The sequence below is a fragment of the Acinetobacter sp. Swhac1 genome (assembly GCF_013390985.1).
In the GTDB taxonomy this organism is placed as follows: domain Bacteria; phylum Pseudomonadota; class Gammaproteobacteria; order Pseudomonadales; family Moraxellaceae; genus Acinetobacter; species Acinetobacter towneri.
On sequence record NZ_JACASN010000001.1, the window covers coordinates 128635 to 152203 of the forward strand.

General features: G+C 42.0%; 23 protein-coding genes and 1 other RNA gene. 13 read left to right on the forward strand and 11 right to left on the reverse strand.

All coding sequences use genetic code 11. The features are described 5' to 3' along the window. Positions 1–117 precede the first annotated feature (117 nt). On the forward strand, positions 118–324 hold the full coding sequence (locus tag HX743_RS00610; RefSeq protein WP_004975391.1) for a hypothetical protein: 207 nt from the start codon (positions 118–120) through the stop codon (positions 322–324). 664 nt (positions 325–988) lie between these two features. Next, positions 989–2347 (forward strand): NAD(P)-binding domain-containing protein, encoded by a 1359-nt coding sequence (locus HX743_RS00615; RefSeq protein WP_178318232.1) that lies wholly within the window; start codon positions 989–991, stop codon positions 2345–2347. A gap of 119 nt (positions 2348–2466) precedes the next feature. Here HX743_RS00615 and glpK read toward each other — a convergent pair whose 3' ends face one another. Beyond that, positions 2467–3951, reverse strand: a complete 1485-nt coding sequence (gene glpK / locus HX743_RS00620) for a glycerol kinase GlpK (protein ID WP_178318233.1) — start codon at positions 3949–3951, stop codon at positions 2467–2469. A gap of 130 nt (positions 3952–4081) precedes the next feature. Between glpK and ssrA the strand changes: the two genes are divergently transcribed. The 7 genes from ssrA (at position 4082) to HX743_RS00655 (ending at position 9538) form a co-directional block, all read left to right on the forward strand. After that, positions 4082–4441, forward strand: a transfer-messenger RNA (tmRNA) gene (gene ssrA / locus HX743_RS00625). A 284-nt stretch (positions 4442–4725) separates the two neighbouring features. Then, on the forward strand, positions 4726–4968 hold the full coding sequence (locus tag HX743_RS00630) for a hypothetical protein (RefSeq protein WP_178318234.1): 243 nt from the start codon (positions 4726–4728) through the stop codon (positions 4966–4968). A gap of 186 nt (positions 4969–5154) precedes the next feature. Continuing rightward, positions 5155–6306 carry an efflux RND transporter periplasmic adaptor subunit gene (locus HX743_RS00635; RefSeq protein ID WP_004975381.1) on the forward strand — a complete coding sequence of 384 codons (1152 nt, stop codon included), beginning with the start codon at positions 5155–5157 and terminating at the stop codon, positions 6304–6306. Further along, positions 6303–7511, forward strand: a complete 1209-nt coding sequence (locus HX743_RS00640) for an ABC transporter permease (RefSeq protein ID WP_178318235.1) — start codon at positions 6303–6305, stop codon at positions 7509–7511. Before HX743_RS00635 ends, HX743_RS00640 begins: the two co-directional genes overlap by 4 nt. Position 7512: 1 nt before the next feature. Further along, positions 7513–8220, forward strand: a complete 708-nt coding sequence (locus tag HX743_RS00645) for an ABC transporter ATP-binding protein (protein WP_178318236.1) — start codon at positions 7513–7515, stop codon at positions 8218–8220. 274 nt (positions 8221–8494) lie between these two features. Then, entirely contained in the window at positions 8495–8752 is a 258-nt protein-coding gene (locus HX743_RS00650; protein WP_004975373.1) for a hypothetical protein, read from the forward strand. Between the two features lie 3 nt (positions 8753–8755). Then, positions 8756–9538: a hypothetical protein gene (locus tag HX743_RS00655; RefSeq protein ID WP_236093870.1), complete on the forward strand. Its 783-nt coding sequence runs from the start codon at positions 8756–8758 to the stop codon at positions 9536–9538. Between the two features lie 94 nt (positions 9539–9632). Here HX743_RS00655 and HX743_RS00660 read toward each other — a convergent pair whose 3' ends face one another. From HX743_RS00660 to HX743_RS00670, 3 genes are all read right to left on the reverse strand, one after another. Then, positions 9633–9950, reverse strand: a complete 318-nt coding sequence (locus tag HX743_RS00660; protein WP_004975369.1) for a hypothetical protein — start codon at positions 9948–9950, stop codon at positions 9633–9635. A 140-nt stretch (positions 9951–10090) separates the two neighbouring features. Next, complete coding sequence (locus tag HX743_RS00665; protein ID WP_104852390.1) at positions 10091–10873, reverse strand: sulfite exporter TauE/SafE family protein; 783 nt, start codon at positions 10871–10873, stop codon at positions 10091–10093. Between the two features lie 44 nt (positions 10874–10917). Further along, entirely contained in the window at positions 10918–11601 is a 684-nt protein-coding gene (locus tag HX743_RS00670) for an MBL fold metallo-hydrolase (protein ID WP_004975362.1), read from the reverse strand. A gap of 193 nt (positions 11602–11794) precedes the next feature. Between HX743_RS00670 and HX743_RS00675 the strand changes: the two genes are divergently transcribed. Next, positions 11795–13132, forward strand: coding sequence for a sigma-54-dependent Fis family transcriptional regulator (locus HX743_RS00675; protein WP_178318237.1), 1338 nt, complete (start codon positions 11795–11797; stop codon positions 13130–13132). Here HX743_RS00675 and HX743_RS00680 read toward each other — a convergent pair. The 5 genes from HX743_RS00680 to HX743_RS00700 all read right to left on the reverse strand — a co-directional run bounded on the left by HX743_RS00680 (position 13127) and on the right by HX743_RS00700 (position 18043). After that, positions 13127–13960 carry an SDR family oxidoreductase gene (locus tag HX743_RS00680; protein WP_178318238.1) on the reverse strand — a complete coding sequence of 278 codons (834 nt, stop codon included), beginning with the start codon at positions 13958–13960 and terminating at the stop codon, positions 13127–13129. The genes HX743_RS00675 and HX743_RS00680 overlap by 6 nt on opposite strands. Positions 13961–14000: 40 nt before the next feature. After that, complete coding sequence (locus HX743_RS00685; protein ID WP_178318239.1) at positions 14001–14855, reverse strand: TauD/TfdA family dioxygenase; 855 nt, start codon at positions 14853–14855, stop codon at positions 14001–14003. Beyond that, complete coding sequence (locus HX743_RS00690) at positions 14809–16500, reverse strand: AMP-binding protein (RefSeq protein ID WP_178318240.1); 1692 nt, start codon at positions 16498–16500, stop codon at positions 14809–14811. The genes HX743_RS00685 and HX743_RS00690 overlap by 47 nt, the downstream gene beginning before the upstream one ends. A gap of 28 nt (positions 16501–16528) precedes the next feature. After that, entirely contained in the window at positions 16529–17323 is a 795-nt protein-coding gene (locus tag HX743_RS00695; protein ID WP_178318241.1) for a thermostable hemolysin, read from the reverse strand. A 222-nt stretch (positions 17324–17545) separates the two neighbouring features. Then, on the reverse strand, positions 17546–18043 hold the full coding sequence (locus tag HX743_RS00700) for a thioesterase family protein (protein ID WP_096902274.1): 498 nt from the start codon (positions 18041–18043) through the stop codon (positions 17546–17548). 120 nt (positions 18044–18163) lie between these two features. Here HX743_RS00700 and hemB point away from each other — a divergent pair, with 120 nt between their 5' ends. Next, positions 18164–19177: a porphobilinogen synthase gene (gene hemB, locus HX743_RS00705; RefSeq protein ID WP_004975342.1), complete on the forward strand. Its 1014-nt coding sequence runs from the start codon at positions 18164–18166 to the stop codon at positions 19175–19177. 13 nt (positions 19178–19190) lie between these two features. After that, the gene (gene thiO, locus HX743_RS00710; RefSeq protein ID WP_004975341.1) at positions 19191–20309 is read left to right on the forward strand and encodes a glycine oxidase ThiO; all 1119 of its coding nucleotides are present in this window, start codon (positions 19191–19193) and stop codon (positions 20307–20309) included. A 32-nt stretch (positions 20310–20341) separates the two neighbouring features. On the opposite strand, the gene HX743_RS00715 is transcribed toward thiO, so the two are convergent. Together HX743_RS00715 and HX743_RS00720 are read right to left on the reverse strand one after the other, a co-directional pair. Further along, complete coding sequence (locus HX743_RS00715) at positions 20342–21247, reverse strand: TIGR01777 family oxidoreductase (RefSeq protein ID WP_178318242.1); 906 nt, start codon at positions 21245–21247, stop codon at positions 20342–20344. Between the two features lie 136 nt (positions 21248–21383). Next, positions 21384–21830 (reverse strand): ABZJ_00895 family protein, encoded by a 447-nt coding sequence (locus HX743_RS00720; protein ID WP_178318243.1) that lies wholly within the window; start codon positions 21828–21830, stop codon positions 21384–21386. Positions 21831–22312: 482 nt separating this feature from the next. On the opposite strand from HX743_RS00720, the gene HX743_RS00725 reads away from it, so the two are divergent. Next, positions 22313–23563, forward strand: coding sequence for an exonuclease SbcCD subunit D C-terminal domain-containing protein (locus HX743_RS00725; RefSeq protein ID WP_178318244.1), 1251 nt, complete (start codon positions 22313–22315; stop codon positions 23561–23563). Positions 23564–23569 lie beyond the last annotated feature (6 nt).

The following is a 23569-nucleotide window of genomic DNA, read 5'->3' on the forward strand; positions in this document are numbered from 1 at the left end:
ACCAACAATTCAAGTACAAAATATTTAAACCCGACACAAATTTACGATTTTGTGTAGATTATTCATCAATTTACTATATAATACAGTTGATTAAAAATAACTCATTTAGGGTGCGGTATGGAATCTCCAACAGAAAACATTGCTATTGAGCTACTTGAACCTATTGTTCTACGTAAAGAAAACTGCGCACCAATTGAATTCGAGCAAGGTACAATTTTAAAAGTTTTATTGGTTAATCCTAACTCCTACTTGGTTACCGTAGACGACGAATTTAACTTTACTGTCTCTTTAGAAGATGAAAATAAGGTGTGGCGTAAACTTTAATTACTGAGTCGCCACAAACTTTAATGATTGAATGTACGCAAAGCACATTCAATCATTAGATAAAGCTTGATAAATACGCTACTGCTTTCATGGCTTATAAAAACTAAACTTTCATTACACCTATCAATCACAGCATCCTTTTAATTTTTCAGAAGTCCACTTCGGGTATGGCTCTCTGAAAATGTTGCCTAAGATTCAGTTTTCAATCCTCTGTATATCATTGTAGATTTTGCAACAATCTCATCAAAATCACCTTTATATTGGGCAAAATGAGATAAAAATTAGCTTTAAATTTTCATCTTATTTTCTCTATAAAAATCAATAAAATATACCAATTGATCAAACCAAAACAACAACAGCAATGACTTTAAATTCACTTTTACAACTAAGCAAAACCAAAATTAATCAAAAATTATGATAAGATCATGCTTCTTGTAAAACACATTTTTTTATAAAGATGAGTTGCTTAAGCAATTTTTACTGTCTTTAGTGTGTTTTATTTTTTCTATTTTTTTAATTCACATCCTATTTTGACAAGATCTACTTGATCTCTAAATTTAGGATTGTATTTGCTTATTTTTATAATGCGGATATTTAAAATCCTGAATTGTGTCACTCAAAATTGGAGAAGTAATTAAGAACTCAAAAACTAATGGAGATAGCAATGGATCGAATTGCAATTATTGGCGCTGGCCCAAGCGGCATGGCCCAATTAAGAGCGTTTCAGTCAGCAAAGGCCAAAGGTCTACAAGTTCCTGAAATTGTATGTTTCGAAAAACAAAATGATTGGGGTGGACTCTGGAACTATACTTGGCGCACAGGTATAGATGAACATGGCGAACCTGTCCACGGCAGTATGTACCGTTATTTATGGTCAAATGGCCCTAAAGAAGCGCTAGAATTTGCCGATTATACTTTTGATGAACACTTCAAAAAACCAATCGCGTCTTATCCGCCACGCGCAGTGTTGTGGGATTATATTCAAGGTCGTGCAGAAAAAGCACAGGTGAAAGACTTAGTCCGCTTTAATACCGCCGTTCAGCATATTCATTATGATGATGCGACGCAAAAATTTACGGTTGATGTCGAAGATTACGCACAGCAACGTCATTATTCAGAACAGTTTGATTATGTTGTGGTGGCCTCTGGGCACTTTTCTACCCCGCGTGTCCCTGTTTATGAAGGCTTTGATCAATTCCATGGTCGTATTTTACACGCGCATGATTTCCGTGATGCACTGGAATTTAAAGGTAAATCAGTGCTGTTGGTGGGCAGCAGCTACTCTGCCGAAGACATTGGTTCGCAATGTTATAAATACGGCGCCAAACAAATTTACAGTTGCTATCGCAGTAAAGCCATGGGCTTTAAGTGGCCCAAAAACTGGTCTGAAAAACCACAATTACTGCGTGTAGATGAAAATACTGCTTATTTTGGTGATGGAACATCGGCCAAAATTGATGCCATTATTTTATGTACGGGCTATTTACACCACTTCCCGTTTATTGAAGATGGCTTGCGCCTCAGAACGCATAACTGCCTTTATCCACTAGGTTTATATCAAGGTGTGGTTTGGGAAAAGAATCCACGTTTGTTCTATTTGGGTATGCAAGATCAATGGTACACCTTCAATATGTTCGATGCGCAGGCATGGTTTGTCCGTGATGTGATTTTAGGCAAAATTGCATTGCCAAGTACAGATGAAATGCAAAGCCATACCCAAACCTTGTATGAAAAAGAACAACGCTTAATGAGCGATGAACAATCTGCACGTTTCCAAGGGGATTACATCAAACGCCTGATTGCGCAGACCGACTATCCATCTTTCAATATTGATGCAGTACACGATATTTTCATGCAATGGAAAAAGCATAAAAAAGAAAATATTATGGGCTTTAGAGATAAAGTTTATCGCTCAGTGATGACAGGAAAAATGGCTAAACCGCATCACACACCATGGCTTTATGCACTAGATGATTCTCTGGAAAGTTATCTAGAAGATGAAGCTCAACGTGAGGCAATGTAAGGCGTAATCTAAAAGATCAAAGTAACGAAAAAACAGCTACAAGCCTCAAAAGTTTTGCTGATGAGGCTTGTGGTTTAAAGATTTATTTCAACTTAGCGTTATTTTAGAAATAGCGCTGATTATAAGTCTGACTTAGCACGTTTTAAGGCTTGTTGCCAACGCGCTAAATGTTCTGCACGCTCTGCTTCATTCATTTGGGGTTCAAATACCCGATCTAACTGCCAAGATGCTGAAATTTCAGATAAGTCAGAAAATACACCCGCCTTTAAACCTGCCATAGCTGCTGCTCCCCAAGCGGTTGATTCCAACATTTTAGGACGTAACACAGGCACATTTAAAATATCGGCTTGGAATTGCATCAACATATCATTTTGACTAGCACCACCATCGACTCGAAGCTCTTTCAGTGGATGATCTAAATCGGATTGCATCGCAGTGAGTACATCCGACACCTGAAATGCAATGGATTCCAAGGCAGCACGGGCAATATGTGCCTTGTTGGTGCCACGTGACATTCCACATAAAAGCGCTCGCGCTTCACTGTCCCAATGTGGCGCACCAAGCCCTGTAAATGCAGGAACTAGCACTACACCATCGCTAGAAGTTACACTATTGGCAAGTTGTTCCACATCGCTGCTTTTTTGGATAATACCCAAACCATCGCGCAGCCATTGCACTACAGCACCTGCCATAAAAACACTGCCTTCAAGGGCAAAATGGGTTTGATTTTGACATTGCCACGCCAAAGTAGTGAGTAACTTATTTTGGCTAAATTGCACCTGATTGCCTGTATTAAACAACATAAAACAGCCTGTGCCGTAGGTATTTTTTGCTGTACCAACTTCAAAGCACGATTGCCCAAACAACGCCGCCTGCTGATCGCCTAAAATACCTGTAATTGGGATATTCGCCCCCAATAAACCCGTTGCGGTATCTGCAATATAGCTGTCGGATGCAATAATTTTAGGTAAAACTGATGCGGGAATTTGAAATAATTCCCGCAATTCTTCATCCCAAGTTTGGTGATGTAAATTCATCAACATCGTTCTTGAAGCATTACTCGCTTCAATGACATGCTCTGCGCCTTGGGTCAAATTCCAGATTAACCAACTGTCGATGGTGCCAAAAGCCACATGCCCCTGCTGTGCCAATGCTTTTAATCCATCGACATGCTCAAGCAACCACACCAGTTTGCCTGCACTAAAATACGGATCGATACGCAGACCTGTTTTTTCCTGAATCAATTGCATCTGGTTATTTTGAATCAAGTGATGACACCAATCAGCCGCACGACGATCTTGCCAAATTATGGCAGGTGCCAGTGGTTTGCCTGTGCGTTTATCCCACACTACAGTCGTTTCACGTTGATTGGTCACGCCAATCGCACAAATGTCTTTAGCCAAAATACCTGCAGTCGCCAAGGCTTGTTGCACCACCGCAATTTGATTTGACCAGATTTCTTGGGCATCTTGTTCCACCCAACCTGAATGTGGGGTCTGAATATGGGTTTCTCGTTGTGCCGTTGCCTGAACTTGTCCGTGTTCATTGAAGATGATAGCGCGACTAGAGGTTGTGCCTTGATCGAGTGCTAGTAAATAACTCATATTTTTTATTGTGTTTGACTTGAAAAATAAAATATTAGCGCAATTATGTAACTAAGCGCATCGAAATGTGTAATTGTGCAGAAAATACATCGTAATTTTTGCCAGCTATGCTATGATTGCGCTGTGATATGGGGATGTTATTGGCTTCGACGCTGATGATGAAGCTCATAGATGCATGCCGAGAGCGCATTTTCTCTCGTAAATCAAATTTGCATTAAAATAGTCGCAAACGACGAATCTTACGCTCTAGCTGCCTAAGGGCCGCTTGTCCGCTTCACTGAATACTTGTGGTCAGTGAACCCGACTGAAGCGCACGCACACAAGTCCGTATAGAGTTGAGCCTCGGGACTTTATACCAAACTTAGAGGATCGCACTTTAAACCCTGTTCGTCGGGTCTTAGAGTGTTAAAACAATAGACGATATCTAAGCATGTAGTATTCTCGAGTGTAGTGTTGGCGGACGCGGGTTCAACTCCCGCCATCTCCACCAAATTCTTAAATTCATATGAAGTTACATAACTAAATATGACTAAAAAAGCCTTAAACATCAGTGTTTAAGGCTTTTTCTATGGGTTTTGCGTCCAATGCTATCCAGAACAAATTGACCCAAATTTGAATAAATTGGGTCAAAATTGCGTCAATTTGACCCACAACTTTTAGATCTATAATGACCTGAAGCGAAGTACATCTCTCAAACAACCCTTGTCATAAATTTGTAATGTTTGTTGCTTATAAATTCTTAGAAATTTCAACTTTATATTTTAAGGTTCAGGAATGTCAGCAAACATCAGCTTAAAGTATCTAAATTCATTGATCAGTGATGCTCAGACTAAAGGCAATAAAATTGAGAAAATATTATTGGGCTATAAGGCTTATTATTTTTTCATGTCAGATAGTGATTTCCATAAGGCAGTGACTAGCTCTGCACTCTCGCCAAGCAAACGTAAATATAAAGACCATAAAATTAAAGTCACTCAAGACGACTATCAAGTTGAGTTAAAACTTCACGAAAAATGATCAGGATAGCTTTCTATTAAGCGATCTAGGTTCAAATTCACTTTTAGTGGTTTGAGCCTTTTTATTGGGTGGTTTATTCATCTCCAAACATTTTTCGCTTTCACTCCCCAAACCGAATAACTCCCCCGCACAACAACAAAATAGATTATATTATCCTTAATTGATAAAAAATTATGCGGAGTACACATGCAGGTATTTCCCTTAGGAAAGCGAACTATTTCCGTGATTGTGGTCATTGTAGCTCTGGTTTTATTGTTAATTTACGTGGTCTTACGCACAGGCCCATTTGCCCCTGTCAACGTCACCCTCACGCAAGTCAAATATCAATCCATTCAACCTAGCCTGTTTGGCGTAGCAACCGTTGAAGCGCGTTATAATTATAAAATTGGCCCAACTGCAGCAGGTCGCTTAAAAAACTTAAAAGTAGATATTGGCGATAACGTACAAGCAGAACAACTGTTAGGCGAAATGGATCCTGTCGATTTGGAAGATCGTTTATTGGCTCAACGTGCGATAATCCAAAAAATTACCGCTCAGCAACAAGACACTCAAATCCGTCAAAATTTTGCGCAGCAACAAGTCAATCGTTATCAACAACTAGCTAAAATCAATGCCACCAGCCAAGAATCTTTAGCCATTAAACAACAAGAGCTCGATTTGGCAACGGCGGCACTCAGCGCGATGCAACAAGAACTCAATAAAGCACGTGCAGACCTGAATACCTTACAAGCACAGCGTGATAATTTAAATTTAGTGGCCACAGCTGCAGGTGTCGTCACTGCACGTTATGCAGAACCGGGTTCAACGGTGGTAGCAGGTCAAACCGTACTAGAAATTGTCGATCCTAACTCCATTTGGATGAATGCCCGTTTCGATCAATCCAGTGCGATTGGTTTAGCTGCTGACTTACCAGCTCAAATTCATTTACGTTCACGGCAAAATAATGCTTTGGCAGGTCATGTGTTATGGGTAGAACCTCGTGCCGATGCCATTACCGAAGAAATTTTAGCTAAAGTGGTTTTTAATCAACCTCCAACGCCTCTTCCGCCTTTGGGTGAGTTAGCAGAAGTCACTATCAGCCTCGCACCATTGGCACGCAGCTTAACCATTCCCAATGCGGCAGTTCACCGTATCAATAACCAAGTAGGCGTGTGGAAAGTTGTGGCCGAAAAGCCGCAATTTGTTGAAGTTCAATTAGGACGTTCAAATTTAGCGGGCGATGTGCAAGTGCTCGCAGGCTTATCCGAAAATGATCAAGTGGTGCTGTATAGTGAAAAACCCCTACATGCCAAAAACCGTTTACGGGTTGTCAAGCAACTTGCAGGAGCAGCTAAATGATTAGTCTGGCAGGTCGTGATATTTTCCATTCATGGGGTAAATTTGTATTTACTGGCTTTGGACTCGGCTTGCTGATTGGTGTGACCTTAATTATGGCTGGCGTGTATCGCGGCATGGTAGATGATGCCAAAGCCCTGCTGAATAACAGTGGTGCTGACCTATGGGTAGTGCAGCAAGATACACTTGGCCCTTATGCAGAACCTTCAAGTGTGCGTGATGATTTATATCGCAGCGTGATGAATATCCCCGGGGTGGCGCATGCTTCAAATATTACTTATTTAACCATGCAAGTGCATCATCAAGATAAAGATATTCGCTCGATGGTGGTCGGGATTCAAACAGGTGAACATGCGTGGAATAACTTGGGGTGGCCGCCACATTTATTGGCAGGACGTCAATTGACCCGCGGGCACTATGAAGCCGTAGCCGACATGAGTACGGGATTAAAGTTGGGTGATCGTATTAAAATCCGTCGTAACACCTTTACCGTGGTGGGTTTAACCCGACGCATGGTGTCTTCGGGTGGTGACCCGATGATTTTTATTCCGCTGAAAGATGCACAACAGGCGCAATTCCAAAAGGACAATGCTGCCATTTTACAAGACCGTAGACGAATTGCAGTAAACCCAATTTATAACCGCCCTGCTTATCCTGACTTGCTTGAAAGCGTACTCAATGCACAAAGTAGCAACCGTTATGTGAATGCTATTTTAGTCCGTTTAAATGCAGGTGCTTCAGCTGAAGAAACAGCAGCACATATTCAGCGTTGGCAACAACTAACAGTCTATACCCGCCCGCAGATGGAACACATTTTAATCAGCAAAATGATTGCCACATCCGCCAAACAAATTGCCATGTTTTTGGTGATTTTGGCCTTGGTCAGCGCCGCGATTGTGGCATTTATTATTTATACCCTGACTATGGACAAAATTCGTGAAATTGCGGTCTTAAAATTAATTGGCACACGCAATCGCACAATCGCTTGGATGATCTTGCAACAAGCACTCGCGCTTGGATTAATTGGGTTTGCTGTTGGTAAAATCAGTTCAACCTTTGCCGCACCATATTTCCCGAAATATGTCTTATTGGTTCCGCAAGATTCTATTTTTGGATTTATTGCGGTGATGCTGATTTGCATGTTAGCCAGTTTGGTTGCAATTCGGATGGCACTGCGCATTGACCCTGCCGAAGCAATTGGGGGATAACATGACACACGGCATTTTAATTGAAGGTTTAAAAAAGCGTTTTGGACAAGGTGACAATGCCTTTTATGCCTTAAAAGATGTCAATATGCAGGTTGCATCCGGTGAAGTGGTTGGGCTGATTGGCCCCTCAGGTTCGGGTAAAAGCACCTTGCTCAAATGTTTAGGTGCCGTGATTGATCCTACCGAAGGACGCATGACTTTGGGCGATGAGGTGATTTTTGATCAACGTTGGTTAGTCAAAGACTTAAGTGCCTTACGCCGCGATAAAATTGGTTTTATGTTCCAAACCCCGTACTTAATTCCTTTTTTAAATGTTTTGGATAATGTAGCGCTGCTGCCGATGTTAGCAGGCGTAGCCAATGACATTGCCCGCGCCCGCGCATTGGAAATTTTAACGGCGCTCGATGTGCAGCATCGGGTACATGCCATGCCTGGGCAATTGTCTGGTGGTGAACAACAGCGTGTCGCCATTGCACGTGGTTTGATTAATCAACCGCCTGTGATTTTAGCCGATGAACCCACTGCACCATTGGATAGTGTACGCGCGATGACCGTGATTCGCTTATTACACGAAATGGCAGAAAAATTTCAAACTGCAATTATTGTAGTCACACATGACGATAAAATCATCCCTACCTTTAAACGCTTGTACCACATTCGAGATGGTGTGACTTATGAAGAACAAGGCGAAGGACGTCCTTTTAAGTAGGCTCTAAAGTTTTCAGCGCTGGAAACTGATGTTTTAGCTCAATATCAAAAGCAATAAAATATCTGCATTTCAAGTTACATGCGACACAATGCCAAAAAACGGTTGATGTGGTATTCTGATAGCATCAGAAATGCAAAAATATAATACTTACTAGCTTCATACTGTTCTTGGAATTTAATCAAAATACGCATATATTGATTAAATAGAGCAATTTATTCTTAATCCAAGAATTGACGCGCTAACCATGAAACTTAATCACCTAGAGGTTTTAGATATGTCAACTAGAAACCGAACCAATGAAAGTGAAATCGCTACAGCTGCAGCTGACGTTTTGCGTGAACGCTTCATTGCAGTAGCTCACAGTGATCGAGTACTTTATGTGGAAAATGATGCCTTAGTCAGCAAAACCCCGAATGGCAAACCAGTTTTAATCAAACAGTTATCTGGTCGGAACCCTGATCTAGCCCGCCAGTTTAATGGTCGCAGAACCTTTAAAATTAGAAAACGTAACATAGAGGCTACTGCAGAATAATTTATGTTGCCAAAAACACCTCGAATCAGAATGTTTGCGGGTCCAAATGGATCGGGCAAAAGTACGATGATTAATGGTTTAGATAGCCGTTTATCTAAATTGTTTTTGAATGCTGACAACCTTGAGCGCGATCTTAAAGCCACACCCATTCTTGATCTAAGTCAATTTGATATACGCATTAATGCAAACATATTGGTTGATTATCTTACTCAAGCAAGTCGACCACTAAAAAATGCAGATGGTACTCTAAGCAAAAGTCCTCTCCTCTCAGTAGATCCTGTGATTGATGGAAGCTTAATCGACTTAAGCGGGAACACGATTGATTCCTACCTCGCAGCCCGAATTCTTGATGTCATCCGTAAAGAGTTACTTACGCTTAAGGTTGGATTTACATTTGAAACCGTAATGTCTCATGAGAGTAAAATCGAGTTTTTGCGAGATGCTAAAACGCAAGGCTATCGTACCTATTTATACTTTGTGACGACTGAGGACCCTGATATTAATGTGGACCGAGTTAAACAACGTGTGAAAAATGGTGGTCATCCAGTCGAAGAAATTAAAATCCGTGAACGCTATTTCCGCACTATGCACATGTTGATTGATGCGATTGAAATATCCGACCGAGCGTATTTATTTGATAACTCAAGTAATGCGACCAAGAATATGGCTTCTTATATCTGTGAAGTGACTAACGGAGATACATTGATCATTAATCCAGATTTTAAAGGAGAGTTTCCGATCTGGTTTGAAAAATATGTACTTGTTCATTTGGTTGATGAAGAATAAAAAAACCGCGCTTGAATCATTCAAACGCGGTTTTTTAAATATTCACAGGTCAGTAAACTGAACCCATCGGCATCTTACTCAGCCAACATTTTACTCAGTATTCATAGCCATTGTTGATTGACCATTGCTGCAATTTGCCATAATAGATTTCATCGTTGAACAGTAGGTCTGCTTTAGAGGCAGCATTACTTTCTTCAGTTGGGCAGAAACCATCATCACAATCGGCATCGACAACCCAGCAACCACGAACGAACAATACTTTATTGCCTTCTTGCTCCAGTTGTTTCTGAACGCGATCAATCGCTTCATGTAAGTCATCTGCGCCTAAATATGCGGTCAAATACGCATAAGAGCCTGTTTCATCGGATGCTTTGCGGAACTCGACACCCACACAAAATAAATGTTTTTTCATTCTTGGCTCCTTGTCATCTTATACAGCTAAACTAATCTTTAATTTGGTCTAGGTCTAGTGCTTTTTCTTACACTTAACAATACGTTACCTATTCACAATACTGCAGTTCAAAGTAAAAACATAGTATCCAAATATTAGACTTAAGCCATAATCGCTGTATAAATGAGGTAGAACGCAACACCAATAACTGTCGTAGCAAATACCTTTTGTACAGTATTGCTATTCATGCGATGTACCAAAGTACGTCCAAGTAACATCCCGACAATACATGCCAGAACAAAGGTGATGGTGACTGCCATTGGGTACTGAAAGCCATCTAAAACGTGTGCTGAAATACTCACGCCACCAATCAGAAAAATAATCATCAAAGAGGTTGCGACGATACTGCGCATATCCAAATCGGTAAATTTACGCAATAACGGCACAATAATAAAACCACCGCCCACACCCAACAAACCCGTCAATAAGCCTGCAATTACACCCACACCACCAAGCAAAGACGCCGTTTTAACATTCCAAATTAAGCGTCCTGTGTTTTGGTTTACCTTACACGGTGGATTAGTTTGGTCGTTGACCTTATTAAAGAAAATACGATACGCCACAATAAACATGACCAGACTGAACGCCAGTGTTAACCACATGGGCGGCACAATACCTGCCAAATGCACCCCATAACGTGCAGATGGAATACTGATTAAGGCAATCCACAATGCAGCACGATAACGCACAATACGTTTGAACAAGCCTTCAACTGTGCCAACCAAAGCTGCCAAAGTGACTGCCAATAAACCCACGGGTGCAGCCTGCGCCACAGTCCAGCCTTGGCTTGCCATAAGAGCAGGAACGGCAAGAATACCGCCCCCTGCCCCTGTCAAACCCAGCAAAGTACCAATCGCCAAGCCTTCTAGGATTAACATCCACATGCGTATTTCCCCCTATTCCATCACTATGTTGTGCTGTGCAAACATCACTTGCCACAAACTTTATTGGCAGGCAAAGCCACATCAATATGTTTTGGATAAGGCAGGTTTAAATTCTGCATGAGGGTAATAAATTCCGCTTTGGTACGTCCTTGTCCTAAACGCGAGTTATTGCGTTTTTCCTGCCCAACGGTAGAAGATAAACGCCCTTTATAGTCATGCCCTGGATACACCAAAGTGTCATCAGGCAAGCTAAAAATTTGTAGATGAATGCTGTCATATAAAGTCGCTGGGTTGCCTTCCTGAAAGTCAGTACGACCACAACCATCAATTAACAACGCATCGCCAGTGAATACCATGCCATTGACCACATAGCTGGTACAGGCGTTGGTATGACCCGGGGTATAACGTGCTTCAATCAATAATTCACCCACACGAATGGCGCTGCCATCGGTAATGAAAATATCGCCACACACCACACCTGAATTACGATGTAATACAGTTTTACAACCAAAACGTGTTCTGAGTTCGTTGGCAGCAGTAATATGGTCAGCGTGTACGTGCGTATCTAAGCTATACACCAATTGCAAATCATGCTGTTCTAGAAAAGCAGCATATTGCTCAACCTCTGAAATTACAGGGTCAATCAGCACCGCTTCACGGGTTTGTTCAGATGCCAATAAGTAAGTATAGGTCGAGCTGTCAGCTTCAAAAAATTGATGAAAGATCATGAGATAGATACTGAGTTTTATATTTTGTTATTCTTAATTTTGCAAATATAGTGCCAACTTAATCTCTTTTAAATATATTAATAAAATACAATATATTAAGAGATATTGTTTAATTTAGATCATCCTCCATGTTTCACATCTGTTGCATTTTATGTTTCAATTGAATCACCAATGAAACAAAAGATGAAACATTATGAATGCGATACATGACTTTGAACAACAAGCCAGTCTTGAAAGCTTTTTGTTTCATTTACAACAACTTTGTCCAGACAGTTTGCTCTATGTTTATGACGACATTGCTCAAACATGGATTTATGAATATGCACAAGACGCTTCTGTTTCTGCAGCTACGGGTAAAACATTAAAAAACCAATTATTGAAATTAAAACTACAATCACAATCAGCATCACAACCACAGACAGGTCTGCTGCAACTCCCGAATAGTGCTAAGGCATGGCACTACCACAGCTTAAATATTCGTGTCCATACAGCCGATTTCACAGGATGTTTATTCTTTCTGCAGCCTAGCGTTGCAACAGTGTCATCACAAACACTCACCCCATCTGCCCAAGCACAAAATAGTTTGGCGGAGTTTTTCCATAGTGATTCGCCACAAATGCAGCATATGTATTCCATTATTGAACGGGTAGCGATTACTGAGTTTCCTGTTTTGGTGCGTGGTGAATCTGGTAGTGGTAAAGAGTTGGTGGCGCAAGCAGTACATGCACGCAGCCAACGGCATACACAAGTCTTTATTGCGATTAACTGCGCGGCTTTAAATGCCAATATTTTAGAAAGTGAATTGTTTGGGCATGTGAAAGGTGCATTTACAGGGGCAATTCGTGAGCATAAAGGTGTGTTTGAACGTGCTGCAGGTGGTACTTTATTTTTAGATGAAATTGCAGAAATTCCACTGGAACTGCAAGCCAAATTATTGCGAGTATTAGAAACGGGCGAATTCACCCCTTTGGGCGGTGAAAAAGCGATTAAATCGAATGTCAGAATTATTACCGCAACCCATCGCGCTTTACGTGAAGAAGCGCGTTTAGGCAGATTTCGCCAAGATTTACTTTATCGTTTACGGGTGATTCCAATTTTTGTGCCACCACTACGTGAACGTAAACAAGATATCCCTAAAATTGCAGCATTTATTTTGCAACAACAAGCCCAGTTTCAGGTCACGCCACATTTGACCGAGCAAGTACTGAAGGTATTAATCAATTACGACTGGCCGGGCAACGTGCGTGAATTAAAAAATACCTTGCTGTATGCATTGACCATGTCAGCAGGTAAAACGGAAATTGATCAACACGATTTACCCGATGAAATTGTGCATGCTAGTTTGAAACTCGCCACAGCTCCCCCAACGCCACAACCTATTGAGCTGCCCATCAAAACCAACAATAAAGTAGATAAAGACACACTGCAGGATTTACTGGAAAAATATCAGGGGCAAACTGAATTGGTGGCACAAGCCTTGGGCATTAGCCGAACCACCTTATGGCGTTATCGAAAAAAATATCATTTATGAGGCGGAAGTTTGCTGAATAAAGGACGCTTTGCTTTGATCTGCATATTCATAAATGGTGTCTAAATCTTTTTGAATGGCAGCTGCGACTCGGCTAGGCATCAACTGATTAAGTTTTACAAAGACTTTTTCAGGATAACCGACCTGATAGGATTGACGGTCTGTTTGTAAAAATTGATACAGTTCTTGTGCCACAAATTCAGGTGAATCCACTTTTGTACCCATTTTGATATTCATTTCAATGACATCGGGATTAATCATACTGGTATTGGTCGAGCGTGGGGAGAAATATCTAAAACGAATGGCAGTCTGACAATACTCTCGCGCCAACGCTTCAGTTGCACCACGCAAGGCAAACTTACTGGCGCAATAACTCACATAGCCAGGATAGCCGATGCTGCCAAAAGTCGAGCCAATATTGATGATCTGACTCGGCTGACTGTCCGACATATATGGAATCACATCCTGAATCAGTTGCAGCGGATAAGCCACATTGACCAACATCATTTGCTCAATGGTATCCTGTGATTGCTGCGCAAACAGACGAAAATCATTCATGCCTGCATTGTTAATATAGTAATGAATCGGCTGTTTTAATACGGCAAGTGCCTGAATAAAATCATGACGACTGCTGGCATCAATTAAATCACAACGCAGACTGTGTAATTGCAACTGAGGATACTGCTGCGCCAGACTTTGCTCTAGTTGTTGCAAGGTGTCTTGCTTACGCCCAACCAAAATTAAGTTTAAGCCTTTTTTAGCAAAATGATGCGCAATCGCATGACCAATCCCGCCTGTTGCCCCGAAAATCACCGCAGTTAAATTTGACATAAAAGATACTCTCAATTTTAAGATATTCGATACAACTCAATTATAAAAATGCAGGATTCAGTCCCAAGCCCATACAAATATAGAGTTTACGATCTTCTAATGGCACCAATATTTCACGTCTGCCATGCATAAAGCGCTTGTTATCAATGAGCACCACATCACCATCTTGCCAGTCAATTTCTGAGGTTTCACGCTCGCATCGCTCTGCCAACTCTTCCAATAATTCCGCTTGGATTTCGCTGCCATCGGCAAAGTAAAAACGCGGCTTTTCGTAATTATAAGAAGGCCCCAACAAGGTGTTGGCAAAGGCAGGCACAGCTTTTAAATTGTCATGGCGAATCATCGGCATGCTTAAATCGTACTGTACGCCTTCATCATGCGCAGGGCGAATCCGTTGTCTAGGAATCATCTCAATAAAATGAGCGAGTTCCTGCTGCCCGACCTGTACGGCATCGGCAATATTGAGTGCTGTCGCCACATACTTTTGCCACATCGCTTTGGGTAAGTAACGGCTGATGGTCATCGGTTCAGCAAATTTCTGCTTCAGTGTGTCAGGCAGTTTTTGCCATACCTCATGTCCATCACATAAAGTAGTCTGCGAACCACGCGAAGCACTTTTTTCACTAAAAAAAGCAATAATATCAGGCGGCATTGGGGTTGAACCATTTTCTATATGCAGTCCCATTGCCTGTGTACCTGCATCTACTTTTTGCGATTGTCGGGTCACATTTTCACGTGCAGGGTCATAGGTCAGCTTTTGGCAAATATTGCTCATCAGCCCACTAAACGCATTCACATCATAATGTTCATTTCTAAGTAAAACCCAACCGTGATCCACCAAACGATCTTTAATTTGTTGTGGGGAATGTTTGAATTGCTGTTGTGCAATATTCATGTGATTTCTCTCTATCTCTATTGATGACTGACAGGTTGATGTCTATCTGTGAAACATCTCCAAGATCAGCCATTAAATACGTTGTAGGATGTGCCAAAGCTGTCTGATACTGTTGCTGAATGACTGCTCTACGCAATTTTCCGTTATCGGTTAACATCTGATTATTTAAAGAAAAAGGTTGTTCAGCACGGCACCAGTGTTTAATTTGGGCATAATCAGGCATACGGGTATTGGCACGATAAATCGCGGCTGCCAATTGCGCATCTGAACGATGTTCCTCGGCATAAATCACTGCAGATAATGACGGCTGCGCTTCACCAAACACGGCAATCTGTTGAATTTCAGGCTCACTCAAACTGTTCGATTCAACCCATTCTGGTGAAATATTGCGCCCAAAACTGCTGACAATAATTTGCTTGATACGCCCCGTGATATATAAATAGCCATCTTCATCAAAATAACCTGCATCGCCTGTGTGAATATCGGCTGATACCGCATCCTGCTCACGCCCAAGTTCATGCATATATCCCAACATGGCACTGCCCTTGACCACCACTTCTTGATTGGCAGCAATTTCGACTTGAACATGCGGCAATACGCGGCCAACACTGCCAATTCTGCGAGCTTCAGGCAGGTTTAAACTCACGACCGATGCACATTCAGACAGACCATAACCTTCATAAACAGGTAAATTGAATTGCTGACACTGCTTGAGTAAATCTGCAGACACCTTGCCACCACCCACGGCAATAAACTTCAAAGTGCGCAAGCCCAAATCGCCGTGTTGATGGATATATTCCACAATCGCTTTGAGCATTTGCGGCAATAAAATCACGCTTTCAATGCGATATTGCTGCACGGCATCGACAAAGCGTGAAACATCAAACTCATGGTTGGACAGCAAACCGAACTGGCTGACTTCACCCACCACCGCTGCACGTCCCATGTGAAAAGGCACACACACGCCTGCGATATTTTCAAGCAATGTTGCAAATGGAATTAGACACAAATGCCGCCCAAGCTGGCTACTTTGTAATGCCTGACTTAAAGAGTGTGTAATTGAATTGATGGTGGCTTCTGCCAAACACACACTTTTGGGTGTACCTGTACTGCCCGAGGTATAAGTAATTTTTGTAGGCTGCTCAGCAGAATTTGGGGATAAATGCGGTTGTGCTGTTTCAACGCTTAGACGAAACAACTGCCCTTGATATAAATCTGATGGTGGCAAAACCTGTGCCTGAACTGCATCAATCATCTCCAACAAAGCTTCTGGAATAGCAGTATTTCCAATAGCCGAGTTAACATTGGACGGAGTATCGCTTTGTGCAGTATCCGTCAAAATACACAGCAACTCCGCTTGGCTGTCTTGCAGTAAATGTTGCACTTGTGCAGCAGTAAAAAATAAAGGCACAGGAATGACTGTCATTGCAGCTTTACGTGCGGCTAAATCGACCACAATCCAATCGGCCTGATTCACACCCCACAACGCCAAACGCTGTACTTGATAAGTTGCCAATTCTGCACTGAGCAACTCAACCCGTTGCTGTAATGTGGCATAACTCAGTGTGGTTTGTGCCGTCACAATTGCTTCACGCTCAGGGTCTGTTTGAGCATAGTGATTCAGGTTTTCAAATAACTCATTCATCTTTCAATTTCCGCCTTTCTGCATGACCTTAGGCATAAAAACAATATTGCTGTTGCGTGACCGCCAACGCTGCTGCAACGTCAATCGCCAGTACATAAGGCTTCTGTTGGTAATAACTGCCCCATTGATGCTGTGCATCGCCCAAGGCTTCGGGGTTGGCTTTTTCTAGTACCTGAAAATGCAAACCCATTTGCTGTAACACATAGCGCACTGCTGCTGTTCCTGTGCAAACTGCCCACGACACATTGTTCTGCGATAAGTGAAAGACCAAAAAAGCCACCATCAATTTGGCTTTGCTCATGTCTTGCGCTGCCAAGTTGCCAATTTCAACAATCTGCGCGCGCGTTACAGGCACTTGGCTCAATTGGGTTAAAATGGTTTCAATGGGTGCACCTAAATACTGTTCCAAAAAGGCTTGGTTTGCGCCCAATGGTTGCATGCCAATCACCACTTGCATGTCGTGGTTTACATAGCCTGCAAACAAGGTATCTGAAAAAGTATTTATGGATGCCTGATGGACTTTTTGGTATTTATCTCGAATAAAATGCTCTAATGCCAAGCGTTGTTTGCTAGCATCTTGGGTCACAGTTGTCACATTTAAATGTTGTGCTGTTGTGTGTGCTTGAATCACCGAGGCATAGCTGTGTAATACATCTAAATGTGGCTGTTCTAGGTTCAACTGTTTTGGGTTCGTTTGTGGTTTATACGGCTGCGCTACAGATGCATACCCGTTGAATTGTTTTTTATTTTTTTTCTGATGAAAATTCGCATCCAGAAAATGCGTTTGACTGGATGATTGAGCATCAAAATTAAATTTGATCATGTGCATCACATTGGATAGAAAATAACTCAATGCTCAAGATAGAAATCTAAACTTAAAGAAAACTTAAGTCGCTACAAACTGTCACAATTCAAAAAACTCTTCATGCACACAAAAAAAGGAGATGATCACTCAACTCCTTATATGTTTAAAACAATAAACTAATCAAAAATAAACAGTCATCCAATTATGCAAAACACAATTGTTCGCGCCCTACCTTAGATTTTAATAGGCATAAGACGCAATTGCCGTTGCAATTGGTTTATCTTCATCATTGACCATCGTCATACGCATGGTGCAGCCTTTACGCCCTAAACGCAAAGTTTCCGCACGGGCAATAAAATACTTGCCGCGTCCCGGTGCTAAGTAATCCACCCGCATATCTACCGTAGCCAAACGGGTGACTTTTTTTATGGTATCGGGCAAGTCGTCAGGTTCAGTTCTTTTATATAACTCACCCATCGCCACAATACCGCCCACACTGTCCAAAATGGTTGCAGCAACACCACCATGTAAAATTTGGAAAGCCACGTTGCCCACCATATACGGTTGCATCTCAATATAGGCTTCAATTTGACCATCGACCACACGCATGCTCATGCCATTGTGTTGAAAAAATGGCGATCCATTAAATGCATTGACCAATTGTCTTAGCACGACATCAATATCGACTTTCGCGCCTAAATGTATATTCCCAGTCCAATTTTTCTCTGCATTACTCATAACGTGCCCAAAAGTCCAAACAACTCAATTTACCAACAATAAAAACAGCCAATGTATGCCCAAATGAAATTTAAGGGGCTACAATAGTCGTCTAGTTTAATACTGATCAGTGAGATTTTTATGACCTATACGTTCAATCGCCCTGCATTTCCTGCCACTCGTATGCGTCGTATCCGTAAAAATGATCAATTACGCGCCATGGTTCGCGAAACTCACTTAACCACAGATCACTTGATTTATCCTGTATTTGTTTTACCAGGACAAAATCAAACCCAAGATATTCCAAGTATGCCCAATATTCAGCGTTTATCGGCAGACTTATTACTCAAAAAAGCCGAGCGTTTAATGCAGTTGGGCGTGTCTAAACTGGCATTATTTCCAGTCACACCACAAGAAGACAAAAGCCTGACCGCAGAAGCAGCATGGCGTGAAGATGGTTTGGTGCAAAACACGCTACGCCTGCTGAAAAAAGAATTGCCAGAAATGGTCTTAATTACCGATGGCGCACTCGACCCATACACCACACATGGTCAAGATGGCATTATTGATGACACAGGCTATGTACTGAATGATGAAACCGTTGAATGTCTAATTAAACAGGCTTTAAGCCATGCCGAAGCGGGTGCAGATGTGGTTGCGCCAAGTGACATGATGGATGGCCGTATTGGTGCGATTCGTCAGGCGTTGGAAAGCAACGGGCATATCTATACCTCTATCATGGCTTATTCAGCCAAATATGCCTCTAGCTTTTACGGTCCTTTCCGTGATGCAGTCGGTTCTGCCAGCAACCTAAAAGGCGGCAACAAATACAATTATCAAATGGATATTGGCAACCGTGCCGAAGCCTTGCATGAAATTGCACTGGATATTCAAGAAGGTGCAGACATGGTGATTGTAAAACCAGGCATGCCTTATTTAGACATTGTACGTGAAGTGAAAGATAACTTTGGTGTGCCAACCTTTGTCTATCAAGTGAGTGGTGAATACGCCATGCTTGCCGCCGCGATTCAAAATGGCTGGTTGTCAGACAGCGTGATTATTGAATCGCTCATGAGTTGCCGCCGTGCAGGTGCAGATGGTATTTGGACGTATTTTGCCGAAGAAGCAGCACTCAAACTTAAAGATATGGCATAAACAGGCGACTTTCATGCACATCGCAATCATTGGTGCGGGCATCAGCGGTTTATTGTCTGCACTCGAACTGGTAGAGCAAGGCTGCTCTATCAGTATTTTTGATCAACAACAAGCAGCACAAGCGGCGTCATGGGCGGGCGGTGGAATTCTTTCTCCCATGTATCCGTGGCGTTATCCTCAAGCGGTCAATGACTTAGCCCAATTTGCCAAACCGCAGTACCAAGCATGGAATGAAAAACTCAAACCTATTACAGGCATTGATTTTGAAATCCATGAAACAGGCATGTTGATTTTTGATGAAGATGATTTTGAGATTGGTATAAATTATGCCGAACGTCATCATGAACCGATGCAGCAAGCTGAATGTCTGAATCGGGAACAGCTCGAACAAATTAACCCGCATATCCACCCCAAATTTAAACAAGCCCTGTATTTCTCACAACTTGCCAATGTGCGCAATCCGCGTTTATTACAATCGCTCACGCAATATTTGAAACAACATCCGCGCGTGCGATTTTTTGAACACTGCCCAATTCAGCAATTTCAGATCACTGAAGATCGTATTCAAGCCATTCAATCTGCCGATGGTCGCTTGCATCGTGCAGATCATATCGTACTTGCGACAGGTGCATGGTCACAGCACTGGGCGGCACAACTGGGTTTAGAGATTCCTGTACAGCCTGTACAAGGGCAAATTGTGTTATTTAAAACCCCTGCACAATGGTTGCCAAGCATGTGCATGAACAAGGTGATGTACTTGATTCCACGTCAAGATGGGCATGTGCTATGCGGTTCCAGTATGCGTCACGTTGGTTTTGACACCACACCAAACCCGCAAACCCAACAAGATATTTTAACGGCTTGTTTTGAAATGGTGCCTGAATTGGCACAGTTCCCCATTGTGAAACAATGGGCTGGTTTACGTCCAGGCTCGCCTACAGGTGTGCCGTATATCGGCAAAGTGCCAAGCCTAAATAATGTATGGATGAATTTCGGACACTTCCGTAATGGCTTATGTATGGGCACTGCTTCAGCGCAGTTATTAAGACAGCTCATGCTTGGGCAAGAAACGATTGTTGATCCTGCCGCTTATGATCCAAAGCAGTTACAGCCCACCTCAATCTGTGCATAACACTCAGCAGCATCCTCTGTTTAAGTAGAGGATCATGCACCCAGACAAGCCGCTAGCGCCTGTTCAAGTTTTGGATATTGAAAGCAATAGCCTGCTTGTTCTAACGCTTGTGGTTTAACATATTGCCCATTCAGCACCAATTGCGATTGCTCGCCCAATAACCAACGCAAGACAAAAGCAGGTAACACCAAAAATGGACGACGTTTTAAAAGCCGAGCTGCGGTTTCGGCAAAGTCTTGCTGACTGGTTTTTTCAGGTGCAACCACATTCAAAATTTTGGCGTCTACAGGTTGCGTCATTAACCAGTGAATGGCCTGTAAAACATCTTGTATATGCACCCATGCAACAGGCTGCCGTCCATGCCCAATCCGCCCGACGGCATTTAAACGAATTGGTAATAACATTTGCGGTAAAATGCCACCACCGCGCCCAAACACCACGCCCAAGCGCATAATTTTAGTATTTTGCTGGCTGAAGCTTAACGCAGCCTGTTCCCATTGCTGGCACAACTGCGACATAAAAATATCTTGTGCTGCACTGTGTTCGGTACATACTGCTGACCATTGTTCCTGCGGGTCAATTCCGTAATACCCCACTGCCGAGCCTGAAATAATACACTTGGGGAAAATACGGCGCTTTTCAAGATATTGATATAAGTGCAGTGTGGTCTGAACTCGACTATCAAGCAATTTTTGTTTGCGTGCTGCTGTCCATCTGCCCTGCCCAATACTTTCTCCCGCCAAATTAATCACATAATCAATTTGGTCGGTTTCGAGTTCATCTAACTGCTGAATCCAGCGTAATTGTGGATGTTTGGATACTCGATTGGGCTGTCGGGTTAGCCCCACCACCCGATAATCCTGTTGCAATAAAAACGGCAACAATTGTGAACCAATAAAACCACTTGCCCCTGTTACCAGTACCAAAGGTTTATGCATCTTCCAATCTCAGCATGATGAAAAATATAGTTTTAGCTATACGTGATTTAGACTGAATGTTCAAGTCTAAGCAAATCATCATCACATAACTGATCATGTATATTTGAAGAAAATCAGATATTAACAACTTCTTTTATCAGCCAAACATTTTAACTGCCATACGCTGTGCCTGTTTACCATAAAACCAATAGGTCAGCAGATACAATGGAATTGCGATCAACAAGAACATGATCACCACCACGCTTATAAATTGTGGCTTTTGCAAATATTGTAAAAAATCTTGCCAAATGCTTGGGTTTTGGCGAGAGAATATGGCCAAACCTAATAATAAAAATGCCAAGTTATAGCCCCAGAAAATCAGGCTAAATCCCAAAGTAAATGTCTTGCGTTCCTTGTCATTCGGTGCGCGGCGTTGTTGTTTTAAAAACTTATACAGCACTAAAATCATGGCAACCAAATAAGGCACTGCAGTTAAAATCCCGCCTACACCCGCAGGTAATAATGCAGCCAATATGCCACAAATACAGGTCATCACAAAGCAATACAAGAAAAACCAGAGAAAATAACGGCTTAGCGATACCATGAAGAAGACTCAGACAAAAGATTCAGCCTAGTATAAAAAAAATTGGTTTTTTTTTCATGAAATTGTCAACCGAATACAAAAGCCTGACGTTATATAGGCTACAAGGTCACAACAACCGTTAATGTGTATGGCATCCACAATATTTTCGGTGACCTACTAAAGCAATAAATCGCATACAGTCATGCTTTGAACAGCAGCCCAAGCTTTACTGTATCGCAAGTTTTTCTTTGACCGACGATTTCATCATCACTCGAATCGTCGGTCTTTATTTTTTAAGACCTTTTTTATCTCGCTTATTTAGCATCAGACTTTGACTATTCCTATTTTTCTATACAGATCGCGACAGATTTTATTTTCTCTTCTCTTTAAAATTTCTGCGACCTAAATTGTCGCTTTAAAAGCAGAAAACTGGTTTTTTGCCGCAGTGTTGCGCTCAGTTATGTTAAGTTATCTCATAATTCAACATCAAGATTGGAACACGCATGGCTGTTCATTTTTTACATACGTCTGATTGGCATTTGGGGCAATTTTTCCATCACCATGATCGTGAATATGAACATACTGAATTTTTGAATTGGCTCTTAACTCAAATTAAAAGCAAACAGCCGAATGCCCTGCTCATTGCAGGCGATATTTTTGATGTAGTGAATCCTGCTTCGAGCGCTCAAAAACAACTCTACCAATTCCTTACCGAGGCGCATGCACTTGCGCCACACATGCAAACCTTAATGATTGCTGGTAATCATGACTCTGGCTATCGCATTGAGCAAGTTGAACCCTTTTTAGATCGCTTCAACGCCAAAGCCGTGGGCGTGATTGGCAAAACAGCTGAGCAAAAATTAGATTTAGATAAACTCTTAGTGCCTATTTATGATGCTGCGCAAAATATTGTGGCCTGGTGTCTGACCCTGCCCTATTTACGCAGTGCAGAAATTACAGGTTTAAATGAACATAGCAGTGACAATCAATCTGCAGTTGCTTATTTGCATCAACAACTCATTGCAGAAGCCAAAGCCCGTAAACAGCCCGATCAAGCCTTAATTTTAATGTCACATGCGCACATGCAAGGCGGCGAAACCTCCGACTCAGAACGCCCCATTGTAGTGGGGAATGAAGAGGCCTTATCGACTGCACTGTTTGATGAGGTGATTGACTATGTCGCACTCGGACACTTACACAAACCGCAACAGGTCGGACAGCCGCATATCCGTTATAGCGGTTCACCCATTCCCTTATCATTTAGCGAGCTGAATTATAAACACCAAGTTCTTGAGGTCAGAATTGATCCGTTGCAGGCAGATGCACAGCGTTTCCAATATGAAAGCTTGCTTATTCCACGCACGGTAGAGCTGCTTCGGATTCGCTGCGAACTTTCTGAATTAATCACAGAACTTCATCAATTGCCAAAAGATGAAATTGCAGAAGTCTGCGCACGGCATTTTTTAGAAATTGAATATATCAGCGATGCGCCACCACCCATTGATTTACGTCAACAAATTGAACAAGCACTACCTGCCAACCGCTATCGTTTACTGCGTATTGCACGACGGTTTCAAAATAGTGAAAACTCGAACTTGCAACAATCAAAAATTGATTTAGAACCGCCAACGCCTGAAAAATTATTTTTAGATTTATGGGAAAAAATGGGCTATCAACCAGACCCAGAAGTGAGCCAAGATTTTTTACAGCTTTTGGCCGAAGCCCAACAAGAACTTGATCAGAATAAAGCTTAAGGATTT

Bases quoted from the DNA above. Each gene is read 5' to 3' on its own strand.
- HX743_RS00685 (WP_178318239.1), bottom strand. From the start codon at position 14,855: ATGAATATTGCACAACAGCAATTCAAACATTCCCCACAACAAATTAAA.
- HX743_RS00680 (WP_178318238.1), bottom strand. From the start codon at position 13,960: ATGTCAAATTTAACTGCGGTGATTTTCGGGGCAACAGGCGGGATTGGT.
- HX743_RS00690 (WP_178318240.1), bottom strand. From the start codon at position 16,500: ATGAATGAGTTATTTGAAAACCTGAATCACTATGCTCAAACAGACCCT.
- glpK (WP_178318233.1), bottom strand. From the start codon at position 3,951: ATGAGTTATTTACTAGCACTCGATCAAGGCACAACCTCTAGTCGCGCT.
- HX743_RS00615 (WP_178318232.1), top strand. From the start codon at position 989: ATGGATCGAATTGCAATTATTGGCGCTGGCCCAAGCGGCATGGCCCAA.
- hemB (WP_004975342.1), top strand. From the start codon at position 18,164: ATGACCTATACGTTCAATCGCCCTGCATTTCCTGCCACTCGTATGCGT.
- HX743_RS00635 (WP_004975381.1), top strand. From the start codon at position 5,155: ATGCAGGTATTTCCCTTAGGAAAGCGAACTATTTCCGTGATTGTGGTC.
- HX743_RS00695 (WP_178318241.1), bottom strand. From the start codon at position 17,323: ATGATCAAATTTAATTTTGATGCTCAATCATCCAGTCAAACGCATTTT.
- HX743_RS00725 (WP_178318244.1), top strand. From the start codon at position 22,313: ATGGCTGTTCATTTTTTACATACGTCTGATTGGCATTTGGGGCAATTT.
- HX743_RS00720 (WP_178318243.1), bottom strand. From the start codon at position 21,830: ATGGTATCGCTAAGCCGTTATTTTCTCTGGTTTTTCTTGTATTGCTTT.
- thiO (WP_004975341.1), top strand. From the start codon at position 19,191: ATGCACATCGCAATCATTGGTGCGGGCATCAGCGGTTTATTGTCTGCA.
- HX743_RS00660 (WP_004975369.1), bottom strand. From the start codon at position 9,950: ATGAAAAAACATTTATTTTGTGTGGGTGTCGAGTTCCGCAAAGCATCC.
- HX743_RS00670 (WP_004975362.1), bottom strand. From the start codon at position 11,601: ATGATCTTTCATCAATTTTTTGAAGCTGACAGCTCGACCTATACTTAC.
- HX743_RS00665 (WP_104852390.1), bottom strand. From the start codon at position 10,873: ATGTGGATGTTAATCCTAGAAGGCTTGGCGATTGGTACTTTGCTGGGT.
- HX743_RS00715 (WP_178318242.1), bottom strand. From the start codon at position 21,247: ATGCATAAACCTTTGGTACTGGTAACAGGGGCAAGTGGTTTTATTGGT.
- HX743_RS00675 (WP_178318237.1), top strand. From the start codon at position 11,795: ATGAATGCGATACATGACTTTGAACAACAAGCCAGTCTTGAAAGCTTT.
- HX743_RS00700 (WP_096902274.1), bottom strand. From the start codon at position 18,043: ATGAGTAATGCAGAGAAAAATTGGACTGGGAATATACATTTAGGCGCG.
- HX743_RS00630 (WP_178318234.1), top strand. From the start codon at position 4,726: ATGTCAGCAAACATCAGCTTAAAGTATCTAAATTCATTGATCAGTGAT.
- HX743_RS00650 (WP_004975373.1), top strand. From the start codon at position 8,495: ATGTCAACTAGAAACCGAACCAATGAAAGTGAAATCGCTACAGCTGCA.
- HX743_RS00645 (WP_178318236.1), top strand. From the start codon at position 7,513: ATGACACACGGCATTTTAATTGAAGGTTTAAAAAAGCGTTTTGGACAA.
- HX743_RS00640 (WP_178318235.1), top strand. From the start codon at position 6,303: ATGATTAGTCTGGCAGGTCGTGATATTTTCCATTCATGGGGTAAATTT.
- HX743_RS00655 (WP_236093870.1), top strand. From the start codon at position 8,756: ATGTTGCCAAAAACACCTCGAATCAGAATGTTTGCGGGTCCAAATGGA.
- HX743_RS00610 (WP_004975391.1), top strand. From the start codon at position 118: ATGGAATCTCCAACAGAAAACATTGCTATTGAGCTACTTGAACCTATT.